Origin of the sequence: Amycolatopsis sp. WAC 04169 (genome assembly GCF_003947535.1) — a bacterium.
GTDB classification, from domain to species: domain Bacteria; phylum Actinomycetota; class Actinomycetes; order Mycobacteriales; family Pseudonocardiaceae; genus Amycolatopsis; species Amycolatopsis keratiniphila.
In genome coordinates this window covers 375,328-397,763 of record NZ_QHJI01000001.1, presented here as the reverse complement: position 1 = coordinate 397,763, position 22,436 = coordinate 375,328, and the positions used below count along the sequence as shown (strand labels likewise).

The following is a 22,436-nucleotide window of genomic DNA, read 5'->3' as shown; positions in this document are numbered from 1 at the left end:
CAGGAGAACATGAAGAAAACGGACGTCCTGGCCGAAGCGCTCACCGCGTACCGCGACGGTGACCGGGCCAAGGCAGCGGACCTCGCCGAGCGGGCCGGATCCACGCTCGGCATCGAACTGCACCGATACCTGACCGAGGGCGGCGGTGGCGCGGTCTACGACCGGCCCGCCGCGTTCACGGCGTTCATCCGCGGGGGCGGGAACGTCAAGCTCTACCGGCAGCTCAGCGCCATGCTCGCCCGGCGCTACGGCACCGTCGGTTCGCTGCTCGACCTCGGCTGTGGAGACGGGCTCGCCGTCGTCCCGGCCCTCGAACAGGCGGACCGGCAGCCTGGCCGGATCGATCTCGTCGAACCGTCGGGCGCGCTGCTCGCGGAAACCCGCAAGCACCTCGACGGCACCCGCGGGCTGCACACCTGGGAGGCCACCGCGCAGGAGTTCCTCGACCGCGACGACGACCAGCAGTGGCAGCTGACGCAGTCCACCTTCGCGCTCCAGTCGATCCCGACCGAGGAACGCACCCGGGTCCTGCGGGCGCTCCGGCCCCGCACCTCCTGTCTGGTGCTGGCCGAGTTCGACGTGCCCGAGTACGACGAAGACTCCGCCGAGTACCTGCTTTCCCTGGTCACGCGCTACGAACGCGGGATCGCGGAGTACGGCAAGGACGCGTCGCTGGTGGCGCAGGGGTTCCTGCTGCCGGTCCTGCTCGGCCTGGTCGAACCCGGGACGGGCCGGACGAACTGGGAACAGCCCGCCACCGATTGGGCTTCGCAGCTGAAGGAAGCGGGCTTCACCGGCATCCGGATCGAGCCGCTCGCGGACTACTGGTGGTCGCCCGCGGTGCTGATCACCGCGTCCTGAGTTTGGCTACGTTGGGGGCATGGGGATCCCGCTTTCCGCGCTCGAACTCGCCATCGTCGAGGACGGCCGCGCGGCCACCGAAGTACTCGCTTCGACAGCCACCGTCACCACGAAACTGGAGGAACTGGGGTACCACCGCGTCTGGATCGCGGAGCACCACGGTTCGCCCGCCATCGCCACGGCGTCGCCGCCGGTGCTGGCCGCGCATCTGGCGGCGGTGACGTCGTCGATCCGGGTCGGCTCCGGCGGGGTGATGGCGCCGAACCACGCCCCGCTGGCGGTCGCCGAGCAGTTCGCGACGCTTTCGGCGCTGCATCCCGGCCGGATCGACCTCGGCGTCGGGCGCGGTCCCGGCACCTTCGACGAGAAGATCATCCGGGCGCTGCGGCGGGGCGCGGATCCGGCGACGGACGACGAATACCGCGCCGACGTCACCGAATTGCTGCGTCATCTGGCCGGGGAGACCGGGATCCGGGTGCTGCCCGGCGAGGTGCCGACGCCGGAGCCGTGGCTGTTGTGCTCGAGTGCGGCCGGTGCCCGTCTCGCCGCGGAGCTCGGCCTGCCGATCGCGGTCGCGCACCACATCCGGCCGCAGAACACGGCCGAGGTGTTGCAGGCGTATCGCGAGAACTTCAAGCCTTCCCGGTGGCGCGAAGAGCCGTACGTGATCCTTTGCGTCGAGACCATCTGCGCGGACACGGACGCCGAAGCGGCCTACGTCGCCGGGCCGTGCGCGGTGATCAAGTCGTACCTGCTCAACGGCGAGGGTGGCGACCTCGCCTTCCCGACCAGTGAGCAGGCCGCCGCGCACGAGTTCACGCCGGAGTCGAAGGAGCTGATCGCGCAGTTCACCGCCGCGCAGGCACACGGCGGACCGGAGAAGGTGGTGCGGTCGCTGAAGGACCTCGCCGCGGCCACCGGTGCCGACGAGCTGATGCTGACGGCACCGGTGTACGACGCGGCCGCGCGGGCCCGGTCCTACGAGCTGGTCGCGAAAGCCTTCTAGCGCCCTGCATTTCGTCCTCTGAATGCGATCAATCGCATTCAGAGGACGAAATGCGGGTGGTCAGACGCGGGAGAGCGCGCCGGTTTCGAGATGCTGGGCGATCGGCCGGGGCAGCACGTAGGCCACGGCCCCGCCCGGCGTCCCGTTCCACGGCGCGGTGATGCCGGTGACCACGCGCAGCGGCCGCAGGACGCGGTAGAGACGGCGCTCCCGTTCGCGGTCGGCGGCCAGCGACGTCTCGATGAACCGCGCCGATTCGGCGTGCACGAGGTTGCCGGTCTCGTTCCCGAACCGCTGCACCGTGGTGCCCGCCGGGAGGACGACGATCCGCTTGCGCCGGAAGAAGTTCAGCGGCGGCTCGCCCCGCAGCGGCAGGATCGGCCAGTCGGCCGGGTTGTCGGCCTCCTCGCTCGCGCCCGCCGCGGCCCGTGCCGGATACAGCAGCAGGGTGCCGAGGAAGAACCGCGCCGCCTCTTCGAGTTTGGCGAACGCCACCGGCTCGTCGGTCGGCGGACGGGACACCTCCCAGCCGCTTTCGGTGCGGCGCAAGGTCCAGAGCCCCGGCTCCGGTACCGCGTTCGCGCCGATCCGGTACGACGTCGGCGCCACGCCGTGCTCGGCCAGCCGCTGGTACAGGACGTCCAGCACCTCGACGGCCCGGATGTCGCGGGACGGTTCGCCGTCGCGTTCGACCCGGGTGCGGGCGCTTTCGTCCGGCAGGTCCGCGGCGGTCTGCGGCGGCCGGGGCTTGCCGACGATCTCCGCTTCGGCGGTCGCCCGCACCAGCTCGCCGATCAGCGGCGGCCGGAAACCGGCGGCCCGGATGTGCTCGACCAGCTCGGGCTCCGGCGGCACCCCGTACTTCCGCAGGTAGTGCGGGACGGCCGCGGGCCAGATCCAGACGCCGTCGGTGTGGAAGGCGTTCGGCACGTCCGGCGGGCCGTTCGGGGTGAAGATGTCGGGCTGCGGGCCCGGCCGGGTCAGCGCCACCGGCGAGCGGAAGAGGTAGTCGAGGACGCCGCGCATCATGTCCGGCGGCACCGGCGGCCGGTTGACCACCGGTCGTTCGCCCTCGTTGTGCGCGTCGACGACCTGCGCGTGCCGGAACACGATGTCGAGCGGCAGGCCCGCCTTGGCCGAAAGCCAGGCCGGGACGTGCTTCTGGTCGCGCGGGAAGATCGCGAGCTCGGTCGCGTACGCGCGCGGAGACGGCTTCCCGCCTTCGTTCGGCGCGAGCCGCCACGTCGGTTCCTGGTCGGCGTCGAAGTCGAAGTCGAAGTGCGACTCCGAGTCGAGCGTGAACGTGCCCTGGAACCAGGTGCCGGTCTCGGGCTGGTGCATCGCCGCGCGCAGCCGCGCGAACAGCGAGCCGAGCTCCGGCGGTGCCGCGATCGACACCGACACCGGGCCGTTGCCCTCGTCGCCGACCGAGCGGACCTCGAGTTCGGAGTAGTCGCCGACCTGCCGGAACTGGGCGCCGACCCGCTGCCAGCCCGGCGGCAGCACCCGCAGCAGCGTCCGGCCGATGGCGCGCAGCAGCGCACCCTGATCGCCCGTACCCGGCTGAAGCCGGGCTTCCGGCGTCTCGACGAAGTCGTGCCTGGTCTGCCACAAGGCCGTCAGCCGCGTCGGCGCGGCCGTGGTCGAGAAGTCCGTCAGGCCCAGTTCGGCCGCGCGGGCCGCGTCCTCGCCGGCCCAGCGCAACGTCAGGTCGCCGCCGCCGGTGCTCGGCGCGATCTGGAAGTGCTCGTCGTCGAACCGGCCGTACGACTGGAGGCTGAAGGTCGCTCCCGCCTCGCCGTTCAGCACGACCCTGGCCGGACGGCCGTTCCAGTCGCGGTCGAAGCCCTCGGGCGCCGCTTCCCCCGGCGGCGCGATGAGCAGCAGCGTGCCGTCTTCGGTCGACCGCTGGGCCGCGAAGACGGTGTCCCCCCAGACGGCGTACAGGCCATCCGGCCGCTCCGCCGCTTGAACCCGGTAACGCACTATGTGTCCCCTCCCCAAGTACCCCAAACCGGAGGTAAATCTAGTGGGCCGGATAGCGGGCGTACCACCGGTCGTCACCCGGTGCGCTCCCGCCGAACTCCGCGAGCGCGTCGTCCGCCAGCCCGCCGATGACCTCGGCCAGTTCCAGCTTCGCGAGCCAGTCGGTGTTGAGCGCTTCCTCGCCGTACATCGCGCCAACGAGGTTTCCGCAGATCGACCCGGTCGAGTCGCTGTCGCCGCTGTGGTTCACCGACGCGAGCAGCGCGGCGTTCGCGTCCGTGGTGGTCAGCGCGACGTAGACGGACATCGAAAGCGCGGTTTCGCCGATGTTCCCCTGGCCGAGGGTTTCGAGCTTCTCCGGCGTCGGGGCGCCTTCCCGCGACAGGGCGAGTGCCTGGTCGAGTGCGACGCTCTGCTCCTCGTGACCCTGGTACTTCTCCAACTCGGCACGGGCGGTCGCGACGGCGTCGAGCAGCGGTTTCCCGAGCAGCAGCTCGCGCACGATCACCGCGAAGGCACCTGACGAGAGATACCCGCTCGGGTGACCGTGGGTCAGCGCCGCGCTCTCGGCGCCGAGCCGGAACACCTCGGCGAGGTCGTCCGACCACAGCGCGACCGGTGCCGCGCGCATGATCCCGCCGCAGCCCTTCGAGTTGTTCACCGGTTTGTCCATGCCGGCGCGCACACCCGTCCTGCCGTACGCCTCCAGCTCGCTGAAGCAGGTGAGCCCGGGCGCGCGACGGCTGAACAGCTCGCGGTTCGTGATCAGCCAGCCGTCCGGTTCCGCGCTCGTGTCCTGCGGGCCGCGGGCCCGCTCCCACGAGACGCCCTGGGTGTGCAGCCAGCGCTGGTAGGCCAGCTGGAGCGACTGCTCGACCGGCACGGTCCCGTGGTGGGCCCGGATCAGGCCTTCGAGGGTGAAGAGCGTCATCTGGGTGTCGTCGGTGATCCGCCCGACGCCGCCGTACGCGGGGATGAGGTCGGTGATCCCGGCGGGGCCGGCGATCTCGCGGATGCGGTCGATCGAGTCGAACTCGGTCTTCGCGCCGAGCTCGTCGGCGATCGCCCCGGCGAACAGGCTGCCGCGCAGCCGCGACCTGGTCGCCGGATGTTGAAGCCACTCGCGCATTGCTCTACTGATCTCCTCGTGGATACCGCTTCGCTTCCCAGCGCCGCTGCTCTTCGGGCTCGCGGGGCAGGCCGAAGCGGTTGAAGTAGTAATAGGCGTCGCCCGCCAGATTGTCGATGACGCCGAGGCCGGGGTACGCGGCGAGCCAGGCCTCCGGCAGGCCGGGCACGGTGAGCCTCGCGCCCACCATCGCGCCGGTCAGCGCGGCCGTCACCGAGCCGCCGCGAGCGGCCAGCGCCAGCGCCGCTTCGGGGTCGTAACCGCGCTTGGCGGCGGCGAACAGGGCCCGGCCGAGCACCGAAAGCGGCGTCCGGCCGTCGCCGATGCTGTCGAACTGCTCGATGTCGTCTCCGCCGATGTCGTTGCGGAGGTCGAGCACGGTCTTGACCAGCTCGCCGACCTCGCCGCTGTACTCGTCGAAGCCTTCGAGGAAGTTCGCGACCGCCGGTTCGCCGTTCTGGGCCGCGAGCTGGGCACGGAACACGTTCACCAGCAGTTCGGCGCCGTGGACGACCTCGTGACCGGCCGCGGAACCGACCAGTTCGCGGACCACCTTCATCGCGTAGAAGGTGCTGTCGGCGGGCCCCTGCACGCCACCGGTCACCGTCGCGGCGAGCGCGGTCGCCAGCATGGCCGAGAACTCGGCGGGTGCCGGTCCGGCGGCCGCGGTGGCCTTGGCGACCCAGCCGTCCGGCCGTCCGCCCGCGGGCAGCGAAGCCGGGATCTCGGGCTTGTCCGGCGTTGGGTCCAGGCCGCGGATCACCGATTCGGTGTGGAACAGCAGCTGCCGGGTCAGGCCGCCGAGCGGCAGGCCGTCGGCAGGATCCGCGCCCGAGCCGAGTGCGTCTCCGAGCGCGAAGCCGACGTACGCGCCGAGAAGCCGCGGGTACGCGAAGCTGCCGACAGGGAGCGTCGGGTCGTAGAACTTCCCGAACGTCCAGGCGCTCGGACGCGGCTCGCCGTCGTCGTAAAAGTGCGTGACCAGCCCGTTCGCGAACAGGTCTTCGGGCAGTTCGGGCAGCGGACGGCCGTCGTACTTCGCTCGCGAGCGCTCGAACGACAGCGTCGAGGCCTGCGTGAAGAGGGTGAGCTCTTCGCTGCTCAGCGGGTAGCCGTTGTCCCGCGCCTGGTCGACGAGGCTCCGCAGGTTCGCGACGGCCGGAGTGTCGTACTCCCCGCTGAAGTAGGCGGGACGCCCGACGGACTCGGGCCGCTCGGTACCGGCCGGGAGTTCGAGGTCGGCGACCTGCCGCAGCGTCTCCGGGTAGACGTTGAACGTCTCCGGGCGCCCGGGGTTGACCAGCAGACCGACGCCGGGGTTGTCCTTGCCCCGGCGCAGGAGCACGCGGGGCTGGATCCGCTGCCACACCGTGTATTCGGACGGGACCTGGGCCTCGGAGGTGTACACGACGAAGCGCACGCCCGCGTCACCGAAGTCGCGGACCTGAAGGTGGCCGTCCTTCGCCGGGGCCAGCACTTCGAGGTCGAGCATCCAGTGGACGAACTCCTCCGGCGTGATCCACTCGACGCGGAGGTAGCCGAGAAGCGTCTCGACGGGGCTTTCCGGTGCCGGGCGGCCGGCGAACCGCGGCCCGGGCCGGTGGTCGGGGTTCGCGCGGACCGCGCCGGTCGGCTCCCCGAGGAGCGTGTGCTGCTCCCAGCGCAGGATCGCCGCCTTCGGCACGGGCAGGCCGGGGACCGCGGCCGGATCGAACTCGGGATCGACGACCTCCGCCCATCGGGTGAACGCGTCCGGATCGTCGCCCGCCGCCGAAACGGCCATCAGCTCCAGGTCGAGGCGGATCTCGCCGCCGTCGTCCGGGACGAAGGCGACCGGGCTGGGGAACAGGCCCGCGCCGGGGTCGGTGCCGTCGAGCCAGCCGACGGTGTTGTACGTGACGTTCCAGCCGTCGGTCGCGCGCACGACGTAATCGCGGCGGACCCGCAACGCGCCGGTGCCCTCCCCGCCTCGGTCCGTCAGCCACTCCTCGACGCGGCTGACGGCTTCCTCTTCGTTCATCGTCCCCATTCCAGTTTCACCAGCGGGGATACCGCTGGGACCAGCCGTCGACCTCGTGCAGCGCCGAATGGCGGTCGAAGTGCCAGAACGCGTCCGTGGCGATGTTCTCCAGCAGGTAACGCAGTTCCAGCTGCTCGACCCACTTCTGCGGCAACCCGGGGATACCGGTGCGGGCGCCGAGCAGCGCGCCGGCGATGGCGCCGGTGATCGCGCTGCGGCCCGAGTGGTTGACCGCCCGCAGCAGCGCCTGCTCCGGGTAGTTCTCGAAGCCGGACAGCGCCGCGAACGCGCGGCCCAGCACCGAAAGCGTGCTCTTGCCGTCGCCGATCAGCTCCGGGACCCGCAGGTCGGGCAGGCCGTGCTTGCCGAAGAACGGCACCGATTCCGCGACCATCGCCTTGAGATCCGCCCAGACCGGGCCGCGCTGGTGCGGGTTCTGGTCGCTGAAGATCTCGCGGGAGGTGTTCCAGATCGGGTAGCTGAACGCCTCCGAGGTCAGCGCGGGTTCGAACAGCCAGGTCAGGTAGGTCGCCGCTTCGACGTCGACCTCGCCGGGATGCGTGACCGCGACTAGGTCGCGCACCGCCTGCCGGACGCCGCCGCTCATCGCGCTCCCCGGCCCGGCCGCGGTCATCGCCGCCGGCAGCGCCGCGACCAGCGCGTCCGGCCCGCTCATCGGCATCGCCGTCGGCGAGACGGTCGCCAGCGCGTGGTAGGCGTTCAGCTCGGCGTCGTCGGGGGTGCGGCGGACACGGAGTTCCGGCACCTTCACGAGCCAGCCGTCCGCGTTGTCCAGCGGCGCGCCCTGCGTGTGCAGCCAGCGCATCAGCGAGTTGCGGGCGACCGTGCCGAGCGCCTTCTCGGCGTCGCGGTTCTCCGGCTGCTCGCGATGCGGGCTGCGGATCACGGCCTCGGTGTAGAACAGCAGCCGCTGGGTGAGCGGCCCGACGCGACCGGGCAGGTCGAAGGCGACCGTCAGGTCGGAGACGCCCTCGGGGCCGTAGGTGTTGTGGATTTCGTCGAGCCGCATGCGGTCGACAGCCGCCCCGAGCGCCTCACCGAGCGCGAAGCCCACGTACGCGCCCGTGACGCGCTGCCAGCCGTAGCGCGAGCTGGAGCGGTCTCGGTCGAAGTACTTGCCGAAGGTGTCCAGACGCGGCTGGATCTGGCCTTCGTTGTCGTAGCCCGGCGCCAGCCCGTTCGCACGAAGGTCGTTCGGCCGGGCGCGGGGTGGTTCCGGCTGTTTGAGCCGGGCAAGCCAGGACTGGCCGAGGACGGTCTTCTGGCATTCCTCGGCACTCAGCTCGAACCCACGGCGGCGTGCCCGCTCGGCCGCGGCCAGTGGCGGCTTCACCGGCTCGGACAGACCCATCTTCGCGGCGGTTTCGGCCGCGAGGGTCTCCAGCTCCGGTTCCGCTTCCGGGCAGCGTTCGTTGACGTCGACCCCCGGGCCCCGGCGGGGGAACCGCTGCGCGGTCTCGGCGAGCTCGGCGCCGCTGACGTCCTCGAACGTCGCGGGACCGCCGTTGATCACGAGGTTCGGCGGGCTCTCGTACCCGGCGAGCGTGGCGATGTCGACCTTCCAGTACCCGTGTTCGCGGGACGGGAGGTTCCTGGTGGAGCTGAACACGCGCAGCTCGGCGCGTTCCTCGTTGAAGTAGAACCGCTCCGTCTTGCCCGACGCCAGGTCGAGCGGGACGTAGACCTCGCAGCGCAGCAGGCCGATGAGCAGCTGTTCCCTGGTCAGCCAGCCGACACTGGCGAACGACAGCAGCGTTTCGAGCTTGTTCTCCGGCTTCGGGTAGCCGCGGCGGACCGGACCGGCCTTGTACTCGGGGTTCTCCCGTTCCTCCCCGGTCTGCACGCCTTCCGCGTTGACCTTGACCCAGCCCGCGACCACCGCAGGCGGGACGCCGAGGTCACCGAGACCGGACTTCGCGTACTCGGGGTCGACGACCTCGCGCCAGGCCTCCTGGCCGGGGAACGCGACCGGGACGCTGAGCCCGCCGGGCTGCGGATGCGCCTGGCGCAGCTCGCCGTCGGGCTCGCGCACGATCACCGACGGCGGCGGGAAGATCTCCTTCTCGGCATGACCCTCGTCGAGGAAGGCGATCGTGTTGTAGGGGACAGACCAGCCCTCAGGGATGCGCAGGACCTTCTCGTGGTTCACGCGCAGGCCGGCGCCGCCCGGTTCGGACACGTCCGGACCGTGGACCGCGCGCAGCCACTCTTCGACCTTGGCTACCGCTTCCGCCGATTCCACCTACTCGATCCTCTCCAGGCTGCCGTCGGACACGTGCTCGGCGATGGTCCTCGGGAGCACGTAGGCCACCGCCCCACCGGGCATGTTCGCCCAAGGGACGGTGACACCGATGATCACGTGGAGCGGGCGTCGCAGCCGGTAGGTCCCACCGACACGCTCCCGTTCCAGCGGCAGGGACGTCGTGGCGAACCGTACCCCTCCGTGGTGAACCAGATTGCCGGTTTCCTCGCCGAACCGCAGTACGACCGTACCGGCGACCATCCGGCTGACGCGCTTGTTGCGGAGCAAGGTGAGGGGAGGCTCACCCGGCGCCGCCTGCACCGGCCAGTCGGCGAGTTCCTTCGCCGTCTCCAGTGGCGTCTCGTGTCCGGCGGTCATCCGCGCCGGATGCAGCAGAACCGCGCCGAGTAGCTGATGCGATGCGTCTTCGAGCTTGTCGAAATACTTCGGTGAAACCGCGGCGCCATCCGAGTAGGCCGCGACCTCCCAGCCCTTCTCGGTGAAGTTGAGGCACCAGGCGCCGTCCGCGCGGTCGCCGATGCGGTAGGCCTCCGGCCAGACGGCGTGTTCGCCGAGCCTGCTGACCAGCACGACCAGGAGTTCTTCGTCGGTCAGTTCCGGATTGGGCGACGTCTCCCGCTCCGCGGCGATGTCGCCCTCGGTCTTCTTGACGTCCGAGCGGCCCGGTCTCGGCCTCGGCTTGCCGAGCAGATCCGCTTCCGCGGTCCGCCGCACCAGATGCTCGACGTACGGTGGCTGGAACCGCTGGCCGCGGATGTGCTCGACCAGCTCCGGCTCCGGCGGGATCCCGTATTTCCGCAGGTAGTGCGGCACGGACGCGTGCCAGATCCAGGTGCCGTCGGTGTGGTAGCTCTCCGGGACGTCGCCGTCGGCCTCCGGATCGAAGATGTCCTTGCCGAGGCCGCTGCCGGACAGGATCGCCGGTTCACGTTCGAGGTACTGCGCGACCAGCGGCGCCTCGGACTCGTCGAGCTCCGGTCTGTCCACCACCGGCGGCTCGCCCTCGGTGTACGAGTCGACGATCCGGGCGTGCCGGAACTCGACGCGCAACGGCAGCTGCGCGCGCAGCCGCCACCAGTCCGGGACGTGCTCGTCCTCGCGCGGGAACGCGGCGAGTTCGTCCGGGTACGCCGAAGACGGCGGTGTCTCGGTCCACGACGGCTCGTCGTCGAGGGTGAAGTCGAAGTCGAAGGTGCCGTCGGGTTTCAGCGTGAACCGCGACTGGAGCCACGTCCCCCGGCCGGTGGCGTACATCCCGGTCCGGAGCCTGCCGAAGAGCTCGTTCAGCTCGGGCGCGGGCGCGAGGTTGTGGCCCTCGAGTTCGGTGTGCTCCCCGGCCTGCCGGAAATCGGCGACCGCGGCATGGGCGGGGTCGGTGATCCCCGCCAGGATGAGCCTGCCGATCTGGACCAGCAGCCCGCGCTGTTGTTCCGGAGTGAGTTGTTCCACGTGAATCATCGCGCCCGGTTCGGGAAACGCGGCTCCGCGCGGAACGACGGCGGCTCACCGGCGGCGCGCCGGGCCAGCTCGTCCTCCCACATCTTGAAGGTGCGCTTGCGCAGCGCCTTGATCAACGCCGATTCCTGCGGTTCCACGCGCCGGTTCTCGCTCTTGGCCTGCTGGTAGAGGCCGTCGATGGTCTCGTACAGCGCGAAGATCGGACCGTCGCCCTTGAGTTCGTACGCGCGGGCTCGTTCGGTCTCCTGGACGAACTTCTCCTCGGGCACCTTGCTGATGTCCGAACTCGCCATCGCCCGCAGGACCTCGCGCACGTGCTCCGGCTTTTCGTCGAACTCGCCGGAGCTCAGGTTGAGGAGGTAACCCGTCAGGCCACCGTCGGGAGTCGACTCGACGCGGTACGTCTTCCCGAAGTACGTGTAGAAGGACGGTGTCTGGATCACGTGTTCTCCTCCGGCGGCAGGCCCTTGCGGAGACCGGCCATGAACTTCTCCCGGACCCGGTCCATCAGCGCCGCTTCCAGCAGGGCCTGCTCCGGGGACAACCGCTTCTTGTTGTCCGCGTCCAGTGTCCGGTTGTACGTCGGGAAGTCGCGACGGACCTCGTACAAGGCGTGTTCGTAGGCCGAGACGGTGTCGATATGCCGCAGATGCAGCCGCAGTTCGGCGACGTGCCCGTTCGGCAGCCGGACGTTCATCTGCAGATCGCGGTACCCGCTGTCCTGCGGATTCGCGAACCGGTCATCGAAGCTGACGATCCGGAGGTCCGGATCGGCCATCACCGCGTTCAGCGCGTTGTAGACGTCGGCCAGCGTGTCGAACTGGATCTTCACGCCCACCAGGTCGGTGAGTTTCGACGCGTCGCCGTCGTAGCCCGCGATCTTCGCCTTCGCGCGGTCGTCGTCCTTCGGACCGGGCCTGCCCGACGCGTCGCCGTTGTTCTCCTCCGCGATCCGTTCGGCGATCCGGTTGAGATCGCCCTGGTTCCGCGGCCACGCCGCCCGCTCGGCGTCGAGGAATTCCTGGATCTTCGCGGTATCGCCCTTGTCCGCGCGATCGAAGCCGGCGTGGTACTGATCGCCCGGCTCCACGTCGGCGGCGATATCCGCCGCCGCGTTCGCGAGGTCCCGCTGCTCCTGCGTCAGCGGGGTGTCGCCCGGACCGTCCTCACGGACCTCGTCGATCATCTGGTAGCCGCGTTCCTCGACGTCACGCAGGGCGTCTTCGAGGATCGGGATGGCTTCCGGGTGCAGCAGCAGGCTGCCGATCGTCATCGGGTTGTTCAGCAGCGAAGCCCGCAGGTACGCGTTGTCCGGGTGCTCCATCAGCCGGACGAGTTCCAGATGCGCGGGCAGGTGTTCGCGGATGAAGTCCCGCATCGGCCCGACGTCGTGCTTGACCCCGTTTTCGTCCTCGTGGACAGCCCGCTTCTTGTCCGGGTCGAGTCCGTCCACCGCGGCCGCGACCTCGGGATCGTTCAGGAACCGTTCGGCGTCGGCCCGGGGTTGCTCGTCGGACGCCATGCCGTAGCCCGCGTCGCGCGGCGGCGTCACGATCGGACGGCCGTCCGGCCCGATCCGCGACGGCTGCACGTCGGGCGCGTCGTCCCTGGCGAACGCGATCCGCGGGTCCACCGCCGGCTGATCCGGCCGCGCGAACGCGATCCGCGGGTCGACGGGCCGCGTCGACGAGGTCTCCGTCTGCGTGGTGTGGCCGTCGGTGTGCTGCGCGGCCGGGCCCTCCGGGACACCGACGTGCATCAGCTTCATGCTCAGCGGCGGATGCGGCAGGTTCATCAGCGCACCCGACTGCGGGTCGATGAACGCGACGCCGTCACGCGTGTTCGCCACCATCGCGACGTGGCCGCGCTCGACGCCGTTCTCGTCGAGGTACTTCACCGCGACGACCGCGTGGTGATCGGTCGGCATGCCGCGCATCTCGCGGATCACGGTGTCGTAGTCGGCGCGGTCGGAGAACTGCCCGCCGAACCGCTCTTCGACGTGCTCCAGCGTGCCGCGGCTGTCCATCTCGTGCACGAGCAGCGGGTCGGCGGTCGAGTCGATGCCGTTCAGCCGGTCCATGTACGCACCCGGCGTGCGGGTGCAGTTGGAGCGGTAGCCGTTCGCGAGCGCGTCGGGATCGTTGAAGTGCGGGTTGACCTCGCCGAGCCGCGGGTGCCGGTCGGCGATGTACGCGGCCTGCTGTTCGGGGCTCGCCGAACCGGCGTGGATCGCCGGTTCGCTCGGCGGGTTGGTCGCGACCGCCATCGACGAGTAGTCCCGCTCCGGGACCGGCAGCTCGGCCGTGTCGTCGGTGGCGGAATGGTCCTGAGCGGGCTGTTCGCCGTACTCGGGTCCCTTGTCGGCGTCCGCGACGCTGTGCTGCGCCGGGTTCTCCGTGGTGACGTGCGGAGTCTGCGGCTCGTCGAAGCCGCCGCGGCGCGCCATCGACTGCGCCTGGGCGAGACGCGCGAGTTCCGGCGCCTCCGCGGCGTGCCGGGCCCGCCGCTCGTCCATCTTCTGCTTGGCGGTCTCGGGGTCGAGGTAGCGCGGGTCGCCGGGAGTGACCTCTTCGGCGTGGATGACCCACTTCGGCCGGTCGACCAGCGGCGGAGTCTTGAACTCCTTGCTGTGCACGTAAAGCTGCGTGGCCGGCTTGTTGATGGCCTCGTTCTCGCCGGGGTTCTCGGCGAGCGACGAGACGTCCTTGCCCGTCTTCGAGACGATGTGGATCTCGACGTCCTGGCCGAACTTCGACTTCGTGTCCGGCGACGTCTTGATCGTGGAGCTGGTCATCGTCGGCTCGGGGACGGTCTGCCCCGGCTCGTAGTGCGCCGCCATGATCGCGGCGGCCTGCATGTCGCCCTTGGTGTCGATGCCGCGGATGGCCTCGCCGTGGAAGTCCGGCAGCTCGTTGAGCGCGCCGACGATCGCCCGGGTGCTGCGCTGGGCGTTTTCGAAATCAGGGTGCGACTCGCCGCGACGGTTCGCCTCGTTGATCGCGTACGCGTGTTCGCGCGAGTACGAGTAGATCGCTTCGGCGGCTTCGGGCGAGACGCGGTCCTTCAGCGGGCTGGCTTCAAGACGCTTCAGCGCCTTTTCGCGGGCCTGCTCGGCGAGTTCGGCGCTGTCGTAGCGGTCACGGAGGCTCTTGTGATCCTCAGGCGTGCCACGGAAGTTCTCGTCGCCCAGATAGCTCTCGTCGAGTCGCTTCGGCGTTTCTTCCGGGCCCTTGAGCCGCTCGGCGATGTCGAGTTCGGTCTTGGGCGCCTGCTCCTGGACCGGGGTTTCGGCTTCGGTGTGCCTCGTTTCCGGTGCTTCCGGCGAGTGGACGTGCGGAGCGTCGCCGCCGCCCATCGGCATCGCCTTGATCGAGGTCGGATCGTCGGGCAGCGTCGCGAGCCGACCGGTCATCGGGTCGGCGAAGACCACGCCGTGCGGCGTGTTCACCGCGGCGACGATGCGCGTCTCGATCCGGTCCTTCGACCGCGGCGAGCCCTCCGGCGCGTTCGGATCGGCGGGGGCGTGATGCTCGAACGCCACCGCGGTCCGCGCGCCGACCGGACGTTCGCCCACCTCACGGGCGATGTCGGCGAAACCGTTCCGATCCGACCACTGCCCGCCGAGCCGGTCGCTGACGTGCTGCAGCGGCGAACCGGCCGTCGACGGCCCGGCGACGGCGTCGCCACCGTTCATCCGGTTCTCGAACGCGACCAGTGCCTCGGCCGAGTTCGTCTGGTAGCCGTCCTTCCACGATTCGGGCGCGTAGTAGTTGCGGGTGTTGGCCTCGCCGATCGCGGGAAGCTCGTCCATGACCAGCCGGACCTGCTGGTGCGGCGTCTCGGTCGAACCGGCGTGGATGACCGGCGTCCCACCCTCTTCGAGCGGCTTCGCCAGCTCGGACCAGCCACCGTCGGGAGCGTGCTCCCTCGGCGGCTTCGGGGTCTCCCGGGCCGGGGCGTCGGTGGCGTCGACCCAGCCACCCTTGCCGTCGGCCAGTTTGGTTTCGAGCCCGGCGAGACCCTGGCCCTGGAAGAGCTCCGGGTGGTCGCGGCGCAGCTGGGCTTCCTGGTCGGCGGCCTCCTGCGCCAGCCGCTCCTGCACGGCGTTGTTGTACTCACGCCGTTCCGCGACCTTCTGCTCCACCTGCTCCGCGGTCAGGTGGCCGTCGTCGCCCTTGACGACCTCTTCGCATTCGACGATCCACTTCGGCAGGTCGTTCGGCGAACCGTCGTCCAGCCGCTTCTTGTACGCCGGGTGGTCGGGATGCCCAGGGCCCATCTTGACGTCGGTGACGCGCAGCTGCGTCGCCGACTTCATCAGCACTTCGCGTTCGTCCTTTTTGGACGCGAGATCTTCGATGTGGCGTCCGGTCTTCGACTGGATGCGCATCTCGACTTCGCCGGGGAAGTTGCTGTGCGGATGCTCGGGCGTGACCCGCGACGTGCTCAGCATCTGCGGGTCGACGATGACCTTGCCCTCGGTGTGCGCTTCGAGGAAGGCCCGGATCGCGCTTTCGTTGCCGTTGAAGTTCACCCGCCGCGAGACGAGGCCCTCGTAGGCGGGCATCTCGTTGAGGCCCGAGGTGATCGCCTCGATATGCGGCCGGAGCGCGTCCAGCTCCGGGCCGCCGTGGCGCTGGGCGTGCGTGATCCGCTCGGCCATGTCGGTGCGCGTGTAGCTGTGCACCGCGTACGCGCCCTGATCCGACATCTGCCTGACGGCCGGGTCTTCGTGGGCGTCGCGTTTGGCAAGCCCTTCGCGGCGGACCTGTTCGCTCCGCGCTTCCCCGGTGTCCTTATCGAAACCGCGCTTGTCGATCTGCGTCTCGGCGAGCGCGCGGTAAGCGGCGGGATCGTCCGTGTGGAAGTCCGGGTCGGTCAGGTACGGCTCGTCGATGGTCGGCGTGACGTCCTGGGGCGCGTCGGTGTCCTTCGGTGCCTCGACGTCCTTCGGCGTCTCGGTGTCCTTGGGGACTTCCGTGTCCTTGGGGGCCTCGACGTCCTTCGGCGCCTGGGTGTCCTTCGGGAGCTCGGTGTCCTTGGGCGCGTTCGCGCCGTGGTCCTGAGGCACCTGCCGTGGCGCGTGCTCCACCGGCCGCACCGGCGGCTGCTGCTGCGGCGGACGCTGCGGCTGCTGGGGTCCCGCGTTCGGGTCGTGGCCAGGACGCGGTGCCGGCACCTGCGGCGGACGCTGCGGACCACCGAAACGCGGCGGCTCGGCACCGGGCGGCATCGGCCTGCCGGGCTGCTGTCCCGGATGCCCCGGACGGCCGGGGTGATGCCCGGACTGGTGACCGGGTGGCGGCGGCACGGGGCCGCGGTTGCCGGGGAACGGACCGTTGCCCGGATGCTGGGGCCGCGGCGGGGGCGGCGGATGACCCGCCGGACCGCGGTTGCCCGGAGGCGGACCGGGCGGAGGTGTCTGCGGGCGCGGCGGAACCCCGCCGTTCGGGCCCGGACCAGGTCCGGGCCTGCCCTGGTAACCCTGAGGCGGCCGCGGCGGACCAGGGGGCTGCGGCGGTTGCTGAGGACGCTGGCGCGGCCCGCGGTCCTGCGGATATCCACCCTGACCGGGATGCTGCTGCGGCGGACGGGGGCCCATCGGCCCTGGCTGTCCCTGCGGTCCTCGCGGTGGCATGGGGCCACCACCGGGAGGAGGCGGCGGAGGCGGCGCGAAGCCACCCGGAGGCGGCGGCTGCATCGGCTGCTGGCCCTGGAAAGGCATCGGCGCGGGCGGCTGGTCGAACCGCGGCTGCTGCGGTCCGCCGTTGCTCGCGAAACCCGCGGCCTGGACGCCGTCGTTCGGCCGGGGAGGCCGGGACGGATCGTGTCCGCCGGGCGGGAAACCACCTGGCGTGGGCCCATTGCCCGGCGGGTTGCCGCCGGGCGCCATGCCGTAGCCACCCGACGGAGCGGACGAGCCGGACGCCATGCCGTAACCGCCGGAACTCGACGGCGCGCCCGAGGAAGCGGCGGGCGGCATCGCGCTGGATTGCGAAGGACTCGGCGCGGGACCCGAAGCCGGCGCCTGGGACTGGGCGGCGGGTGCCTGCTGCTGATTACCCGCCGCGGCTTGCTGCTGCTGACCGGATCCGTTGTCGGCGGCGGCCGCCGGAGCGTTCTGATGGGGCTGCGCCGCACGCTGACCGTCCCCGGTGTTCGCCGGGGCGTCGGCCGGGCGTTCCGGAGCCTGCATCGACGACTGGCTGACCCGGTCGCTGTCCGCCGTCCGCTGCGGGCCGCTTTCGGAACGCGGCTGCGGGTCGGCGGAGCCGTCCGAACCGCGGCTCGAAGCCGCCTGACCGTCCGTAGTGGACCGTGGCGCCGGATCCGGCGAAGAGTCCGACCGCGAAGAGGAACCGGAATCCGAAGAAGAACGCGGTTCCGACGAAGTGCCCGAATCCGAGGAGGAGCGCGAGTCCGAGGAGGAGCGCGAGTCCGAGGAAGAGCCGGAGTCTGACGAAGAGCCGGAGTCCGAAGAAGAGCCAGAGTCCGAAGAAGAACCTGAATCCGACGAAGAGCCAGAGTCCGAGGAGGAGCGCGAGTCCGAGGAAGAACCCGAGTCCGAGGAGGAGCGCGAGTCCGAAGAACCCGGAGTACGCGAACCCGTCCCCGCATCCCCGGTATCCACATCCGGCGTGGAAGGACCCGAGTCGCCGGGCGTGTTCGCGGCCTTGATGTCGCCGATCTGGCTCTTCGCCCCGTCGACACCGCCGCCGACCGCCCCGCCGGACGCGCCCATCAGCACGTCCTTGGCCGAAAGCTTGTCCAGGTCACCGGTGACGGCGGCCTGCCCGACCGTGCTGGCGACACCCTCGGCCGCGCCGCGCACGGCACCCCGCGCCGCGCTGTCGACGATCTGGCCGCCGACGCTGTCGGAAAGTCCCTTGGTGGCGCCCTTGCCGATACTGCTGCTACCCGCGCCCACCACACCGTCGACGGCGCCGCTGATCGCGGAATCCTTGGTCTTGCTGAAATCCCAGCTGTCGCGGTCGCCCTTGGCCATCTGCAGGCCCTGGATCCCCGCGTCCATGGCGAGGTTCATCGCCGTGTTCTGCAGGACTTCCTTGCCGATCTTCTTCAGGCCCTCCTTGAGAAGTTTCTCCAGGAGTTCCTTCGCGACCTTCTTGAAGCCTTCCTGCGCGAGCTTCTGCATCAGCTGGCGGAAGATCATCTGGACGGTCATGCGGGTGGCGATCTGCGCCGGCGCGATCCCGGCCGTCGAACCACCGAACGTCACCGCCGCGGCCGCGATCATCGCGACGATCTGCGCGGCGAGGATCACCAGCGAGATGATGATCATGTACTTCGTGTACTCGACGTCCAGCGCGGTCGCGTTGCACGAGTCGCCCAGCGCCTTCGAGGAATCGGCGAGCGACTTGAAGTACGCCTCGTCGCCCTCGACGAACTTCTTCCAGGCCTCGGCGAACTTTTCCGCGCCCTGACCGCTCCAGCCGCCGAGGACCTCGGTGGCGCCCTTGGTCGCGGTGTCGGCGATCGGCTGGATCGCCTTCGAGGCGTTGTGCCAGGCGTCGCGCAGTTCGCGGAGCTTGTCCTCGTCGCCTTCGGGCCAGCTTTCCCCGACGACGATCGGCAAGAGCCACTTGACCGCGTCGGGCATCTCCATACCCACGGCGCTAGACCTTCTTGTCCAGCGTCGACTTGATCTCTTCCTCGGCGTTCGTGAACGCGGTCATCGACCGTTCGACGTTGTGCTGCATCCCCCGCAGCGCCTCGACGACGTTCGCGAATCCCTCGGACGAGCCCTGCGCGCCCGGCTCGTAGTCCTTCGCGAACTCCTTGCCCGCGTCGTCGTTGCCCCAGCACGCGCCGAGCGAATTCATCGCGGCCAGCAGTTCCTTGCCGGCCTCGTCCAGCTGGTCCGCGGCGATTCCCAGTTTGGCCGCGGCCGACTTCACCGCGTCCGGGTCCGCGGTGAACCCGGCGCCACCCCCACCGTTCGGCATCAGACTCCCCTGGTCAGCCAGCTCGAGGGCGGCTCTTCCTCATCGTCGTCCTGCTGTCGCACCCGTTTCGGAACCGGTTTCGGTGTCGGCGGGGCAGGCGGCGGAGGCGGCGGTGCGTCCTCCTTGATCATCAGCGGGGCGTCGAAGTCTTCGTCGGACTTCGCCGGTGCCTCTTCCTCTTCGGCCGCGAGGAAATCCGGGATCGCCGGCATCAGCCCTTGCAGTGAAGGCGCGCCTTCGATGAGGTCCGAGAGGTCCGGCAGCCCTTCGGTGATCGGGGCCATCAGCTCGGCGACCTGCTGCTTGACCTGCAGTGATCCCTGGCGGACCAGCGTCAGCACGGTGTTGGCCAGCTGCGCGGGGTTGGTGCGCTCGAAGGCGTTCGGCTGGATCTCGAGTTTGGCCAGGGTGCCGGTCGCGTCGATGGTGGCGCGGACGAGGCCGTCCTGCGAGACCACCGTCGCCGACGTCTGCGAAGCGGCTTCCTGCGCGTCCCGGAGCTGGGCCGTCTGGCGCTCGAACTGTTCGAGCAGCGTGTCGACCTGGTCCTTCATGGCGGCATTGCGCGCCTCGAGGCGTGCGCTGTCGTCGCCGGCCGTCGTCACTTGAGCCCCCGCTGGTGCTGGATCCCGGGCATACGCCACCCGGTGTCGGTAAGCGTCACCCTAATGCCAACGCCCGCGTCATATCACCGGATCTGGTGTTTTCGCACGGCGAGCAGATGGCAGGCCGCTCCCGCCAGGTAGAGGACGGTCGCCGTGACGAGCAACCCCGGCGAGCGGCCGTCGGCCGGGATCACCGTCGCGGCCAGCGAGACCGCGACGACCTGCGTGATGTTGAAAAGCGTGTCGTAGAGCGCGAAGACCCGTCCCCTCGTTTCGTCGGCGACGTCGAGCTGCACCGAGGAATCGACGGACAGTTTCAGCACCTGCCCGGCACCGGTCACCAGGAACGCCGCGAGCAACGCGGTGGGGATCGCCATCGGCAGGCCGAGCGCGGACTGCGCGACCGCCGCCAGCACCAGCGCCCCCACCACGACGCGGACCCTGCCGAACCGCTTGATCAGCCGGGCGGTCAGCAATCCGGCGACGAGGATCCCGGCACCGGCGAACGCCGCCATCTGGCCCAGCCCCGTCATCCCGGCGGCGAAGTGGTTGCGCATCAGCAGCACGGTCACCAGCAGCGAGATGCCGTACGACGCGCGATGGGCGAACAGCGCGACGAACCCGGCCGTGACGCTGGGCGTGCGCCAGGCCGCCTTCGCGCCGTCGGCGAGGCCGCGGGCGACGGCGAGGGCCGGGTTCGACGGCTCGTCGACCGTCGACGGCCCGAGCAGTCCGCGCGCGAATCCGGCGGCGAGGACGGCTGCGCCGAGCCCTCCCAGCGCGGCGACGGCGGTGACCCACGCGGAACCGGCGTCGTCCGCGCCGGTCAGCGCCCGGAGGCCGATCGCGCAGCCTCCGCCGACGACGGCGAGCACCGAACCCCAAGTGGCCGCGAAGGCGTTCGCGGCCACCACGGACTTCTCTTCCACGACATGCGGAAGCGACGCGGACAGACCCGAGCCGATGAACCGCGAGATGCCTTCGGAAGCCAAGGCGAGGGAGAACAGCCCGATCCCGGCCACGCCCGTGCCCACGGCGACGGCCGTCGCGAGGATGGTGGCCGACCGCAGCAGGCTCGCGAAGATCAAGACCTTCCGGCGATCCCAGCGGTCGAGCAGCGCGCCCGCGAACGGGCCGACGATCGAATACGGCAGCAGCAGCGCCGCGAACCCGCCCGCCATGGCGAGCGCGTCGGCGGCGCGTTCGGGGTTGAAGAGGACGGCACCGGCCAGCCCGGCCTGGTACATGCCGTTGCCCCAGTGCGCGGAGAACCGCGTGAACAGCAGTCGGAGGAAGTCACGGTCGCGGACGAACGCCCTGGTGGGCGCCGTGGCGGTGGTCGTCACGGCACCAGCCTATTGAAGGTGGCCGATGCGCTTTGAGGTCGCCTCTCGGCGGCTATGCGCAGTGTGGCTCCAGCCGGACGGTATTCCACAAAGGCGGTTCTTCAGTGAGCCCGGGGGACACGGAAAGCGCACCGACCGTTGTGTCCAACGGTGCTCGTGATGCTGTTGTTCCCAGAGCCGGACGATTTGTCCCCGCTCGAAGTGGGATCATGGCGGACGTGCCAGCGGACGCCGAGGTCGAACCGGGAACGCTCCTGGTCGCCGCCCCCACGATGTTCGATCCCAACTTCCGGCGAACCGTCGTGTTCGTCATCGATCACCGGGACGAGGGAACGCTCGGCGTCGTGCTCAACCGGCCGAGTGACGTGCCGGTGTACGACGTGCTCCCGAACTGGGGCGGGCACGTCGCCGAGCCGCAGTCGGTGTTCGTCGGCGGCCCGGTCGAGAAGAAGACGGCGTTGTGCCTGGCCGCGCTGCGGACCGGCGAGACGGCCTCGAGCGTGCCCGGCGTGATCGCCGTCCGCGGCCCGGTCGCGCTGGCCGACCTCGACACCGATCCCGAGATCCTGGTGCCGAAGGTCCGCGGCGTGCGGGTGTTCGCCGGCTACGCGGGCTGGGATTCCGGGCAGCTGGCGAACGAGATCGAACGCGACGACTGGGTGATCGTCCCGGCGCTGCCCAGCGACGTCCTCGCCTCGCCGCACCACGACCTGTGGGGCCAGGTGCTGCGGCGCCAGGGCATCCCGCTGGCGCTGCTGGCCACCCATCCGGGAGACCTCCAGCGCAACTAGGCGGGATGAGAAGGGCTCAACGCACTGCGATTCCGCGAGCCTTGAGCGTGTCCTCTGCGCCGGGGACGGCCATGATGGCCCCAGCGATGTCGTGGATCACGCGGAGATTGGGTAGCAGGGCGAGGTCGTCCAGTGAGGTGAGGTCGAAGAGGTCGTCCTCGCCGTCCCAGAACGGCGAGCACTGGTGGTAGATGTCCAAGCCGCCGTCAGTGACCAGTTCGTCCACGGTGGCCAGTTGGTCAGGAGTGAGCTCCAAGTCGGTGAAGTACTGGCGGGCTTCATCGAGGACGGTGTTCAGCAGGTCCTGCTCGCACAGGTACTCCCACAGATCGCCGGTGGCGCCCTTGGCGTGGAGGACGTCGGCGATCTGGAAACGGGGCTCGATGAGCTTGTCCTGGTACATGAGCTTGTCGATGACCAGCAGCTTGAAGTTGAAGTCGCGGAACATGGCCATGATCTACCAGACCGCTCCGACAATCCGAGCGGTCAGTCACACCTTCTGATCGGCGAATTGCGCCTAGGCGGTGGCGGTGTCGGCCTTCTTGAAGACACCGCAGGTGCCACAGGCGCAGCCACTGCAGCCGGCGGGCCGCTCCGGTTCGGGCTCCGGCACCGTCGCGGCGGCGCGGTTGCCGAGCACTCCCCCGGCCGCGACCAGGGCGACCAGCCCGACCACACCCACGAACGAGGCCAGCAGCAGCCCGAAGGTCGTCGGCATGACCAGCGCGGCGATCCCCGCGAGCACGGCGATCACGCCGCCTGCCAGCGTCGGGACCCCGGCGACCTTGTTGCCGAGCCGGAAGGCGTCTTCGCTGCGCATCGTGGCGGCGGTGCGCACGCCGGCGCCGCGGTCACGCGGCAGCTTCTCACGCAGGCCGAGGAACCCACCCCAGCCGACGAGGACACCCAGCACGATCGGGACCAGCGCTATGACGAACACTCCACGAGGATAAGCGTGACGTCCCGGCAACCTGCCGGATACC

Annotated in this window: 15 protein-coding genes; 3 read left to right on the top strand and 12 right to left on the bottom strand. The window is 70.3% G+C overall.

Translation table 11 applies throughout. From position 1 onward, the window contains the following. The first annotated feature begins 9 nt into the window (after positions 1 to 9). Positions 10 to 861 (top strand): class I SAM-dependent methyltransferase, encoded by an 852-nt coding sequence (locus DMC61_RS01910; RefSeq protein WP_125686324.1) that lies wholly within the window; start codon positions 10 to 12, stop codon positions 859 to 861. Between the two features lie 19 nt (positions 862 to 880). Next, entirely contained in the window at positions 881 to 1,867 is a 987-nt protein-coding gene (locus tag DMC61_RS01905; protein WP_125686322.1) for an LLM class flavin-dependent oxidoreductase, read from the top strand. Positions 1,868 to 1,927: 60 nt separating this feature from the next. Here the strand turns inward: DMC61_RS01905 and DMC61_RS01900 are convergent, their stop codons facing one another. The 10 genes from DMC61_RS01900 to DMC61_RS01855 form a co-directional block, all read right to left on the bottom strand. Continuing rightward, positions 1,928 to 3,853, bottom strand: a complete 1,926-nt coding sequence (locus DMC61_RS01900) for a TNT domain-containing protein (RefSeq protein WP_125686320.1) — start codon at positions 3,851 to 3,853, stop codon at positions 1,928 to 1,930. A 40-nt stretch (positions 3,854 to 3,893) separates the two neighbouring features. Next, positions 3,894 to 4,982 (bottom strand): ADP-ribosylglycohydrolase family protein, encoded by a 1,089-nt coding sequence (locus DMC61_RS01895; RefSeq protein WP_125686318.1) that lies wholly within the window; start codon positions 4,980 to 4,982, stop codon positions 3,894 to 3,896. A 4-nt stretch (positions 4,983 to 4,986) separates the two neighbouring features. Next, a complete protein-coding gene (locus DMC61_RS01890; RefSeq protein WP_125686316.1) occupies positions 4,987 to 7,002 on the bottom strand; it encodes a YrhB domain-containing protein in 2,016 nt (671 codons plus the stop codon). A gap of 16 nt (positions 7,003 to 7,018) precedes the next feature. After that, positions 7,019 to 9,265, bottom strand: coding sequence for an ADP-ribosylglycohydrolase family protein (locus DMC61_RS01885; protein WP_125686314.1), 2,247 nt, complete (start codon positions 9,263 to 9,265; stop codon positions 7,019 to 7,021). Further along, positions 9,266 to 10,735, bottom strand: coding sequence for a TNT domain-containing protein (locus tag DMC61_RS01880; RefSeq protein WP_125686312.1), 1,470 nt, complete (start codon positions 10,733 to 10,735; stop codon positions 9,266 to 9,268). Positions 10,736 to 10,740: 5 nt separating this feature from the next. After that, positions 10,741 to 11,187 (bottom strand): hypothetical protein, encoded by a 447-nt coding sequence (locus DMC61_RS01875; protein ID WP_125686310.1) that lies wholly within the window; start codon positions 11,185 to 11,187, stop codon positions 10,741 to 10,743. Further along, positions 11,184 to 18,371, bottom strand: coding sequence for a toxin glutamine deamidase domain-containing protein (locus tag DMC61_RS01870; protein WP_125687088.1), 7,188 nt, complete (start codon positions 18,369 to 18,371; stop codon positions 11,184 to 11,186). Before DMC61_RS01870 ends, DMC61_RS01875 begins: the two co-directional genes overlap by 4 nt. A 10-nt stretch (positions 18,372 to 18,381) precedes the next feature. Next, positions 18,382 to 18,711, bottom strand: coding sequence for a WXG100 family type VII secretion target (locus DMC61_RS01865; protein ID WP_016338330.1), 330 nt, complete (start codon positions 18,709 to 18,711; stop codon positions 18,382 to 18,384). Beyond that, positions 18,711 to 19,316: a YbaB/EbfC family nucleoid-associated protein gene (locus DMC61_RS01860; protein WP_063274157.1), complete on the bottom strand. Its 606-nt coding sequence runs from the start codon at positions 19,314 to 19,316 to the stop codon at positions 18,711 to 18,713. Before DMC61_RS01860 ends, DMC61_RS01865 begins: the two co-directional genes overlap by 1 nt. A gap of 83 nt (positions 19,317 to 19,399) precedes the next feature. Beyond that, positions 19,400 to 20,662, bottom strand: a complete 1,263-nt coding sequence (locus DMC61_RS01855; RefSeq protein ID WP_125686308.1) for an MFS transporter — start codon at positions 20,660 to 20,662, stop codon at positions 19,400 to 19,402. A 209-nt stretch (positions 20,663 to 20,871) separates the two neighbouring features. On the opposite strand from DMC61_RS01855, the gene DMC61_RS01850 reads away from it, so the two are divergent. After that, positions 20,872 to 21,453 carry a YqgE/AlgH family protein gene (locus DMC61_RS01850; protein WP_199749868.1) on the top strand — a complete coding sequence of 194 codons (582 nt, stop codon included), beginning with the start codon at positions 20,872 to 20,874 and terminating at the stop codon, positions 21,451 to 21,453. 16 nt (positions 21,454 to 21,469) lie between these two features. On the opposite strand, the gene DMC61_RS01845 is transcribed toward DMC61_RS01850, so the two are convergent. Continuing rightward, positions 21,470 to 21,901, bottom strand: a complete 432-nt coding sequence (locus DMC61_RS01845; protein WP_125686306.1) for a hypothetical protein — start codon at positions 21,899 to 21,901, stop codon at positions 21,470 to 21,472. A gap of 69 nt (positions 21,902 to 21,970) precedes the next feature. Then, positions 21,971 to 22,393, bottom strand: a complete 423-nt coding sequence (locus tag DMC61_RS01840) for an SdpI family protein (protein ID WP_016338326.1) — start codon at positions 22,391 to 22,393, stop codon at positions 21,971 to 21,973. Positions 22,394 to 22,436: the final 43 nt, after the last annotated feature.

Excerpts from the sequence above, each read along its gene's own strand:
- DMC61_RS01910 (WP_125686324.1), top strand. The coding sequence starts at position 10 with ATGAAGAAAACGGACGTCCTGGCCGAAGCGCTCACCGCGTACCGCGAC.
- DMC61_RS01905 (WP_125686322.1), top strand. The coding sequence starts at position 881 with ATGGGGATCCCGCTTTCCGCGCTCGAACTCGCCATCGTCGAGGACGGC.
- DMC61_RS01895 (WP_125686318.1), bottom strand. The coding sequence starts at position 4,982 with ATGCGCGAGTGGCTTCAACATCCGGCGACCAGGTCGCGGCTGCGCGGC.
- DMC61_RS01890 (WP_125686316.1), bottom strand. The coding sequence starts at position 7,002 with ATGAACGAAGAGGAAGCCGTCAGCCGCGTCGAGGAGTGGCTGACGGAC.
- DMC61_RS01870 (WP_125687088.1), bottom strand. The coding sequence starts at position 18,371 with ATGGAGATGCCCGACGCGGTCAAGTGGCTCTTGCCGATCGTCGTCGGG.
- DMC61_RS01865 (WP_016338330.1), bottom strand. The coding sequence starts at position 18,711 with ATGCCGAACGGTGGGGGTGGCGCCGGGTTCACCGCGGACCCGGACGCG.
- DMC61_RS01850 (WP_199749868.1), top strand. The coding sequence starts at position 20,872 with ATGGCGGACGTGCCAGCGGACGCCGAGGTCGAACCGGGAACGCTCCTG.
- DMC61_RS01845 (WP_125686306.1), bottom strand. The coding sequence starts at position 21,901 with ATGTTCCGCGACTTCAACTTCAAGCTGCTGGTCATCGACAAGCTCATG.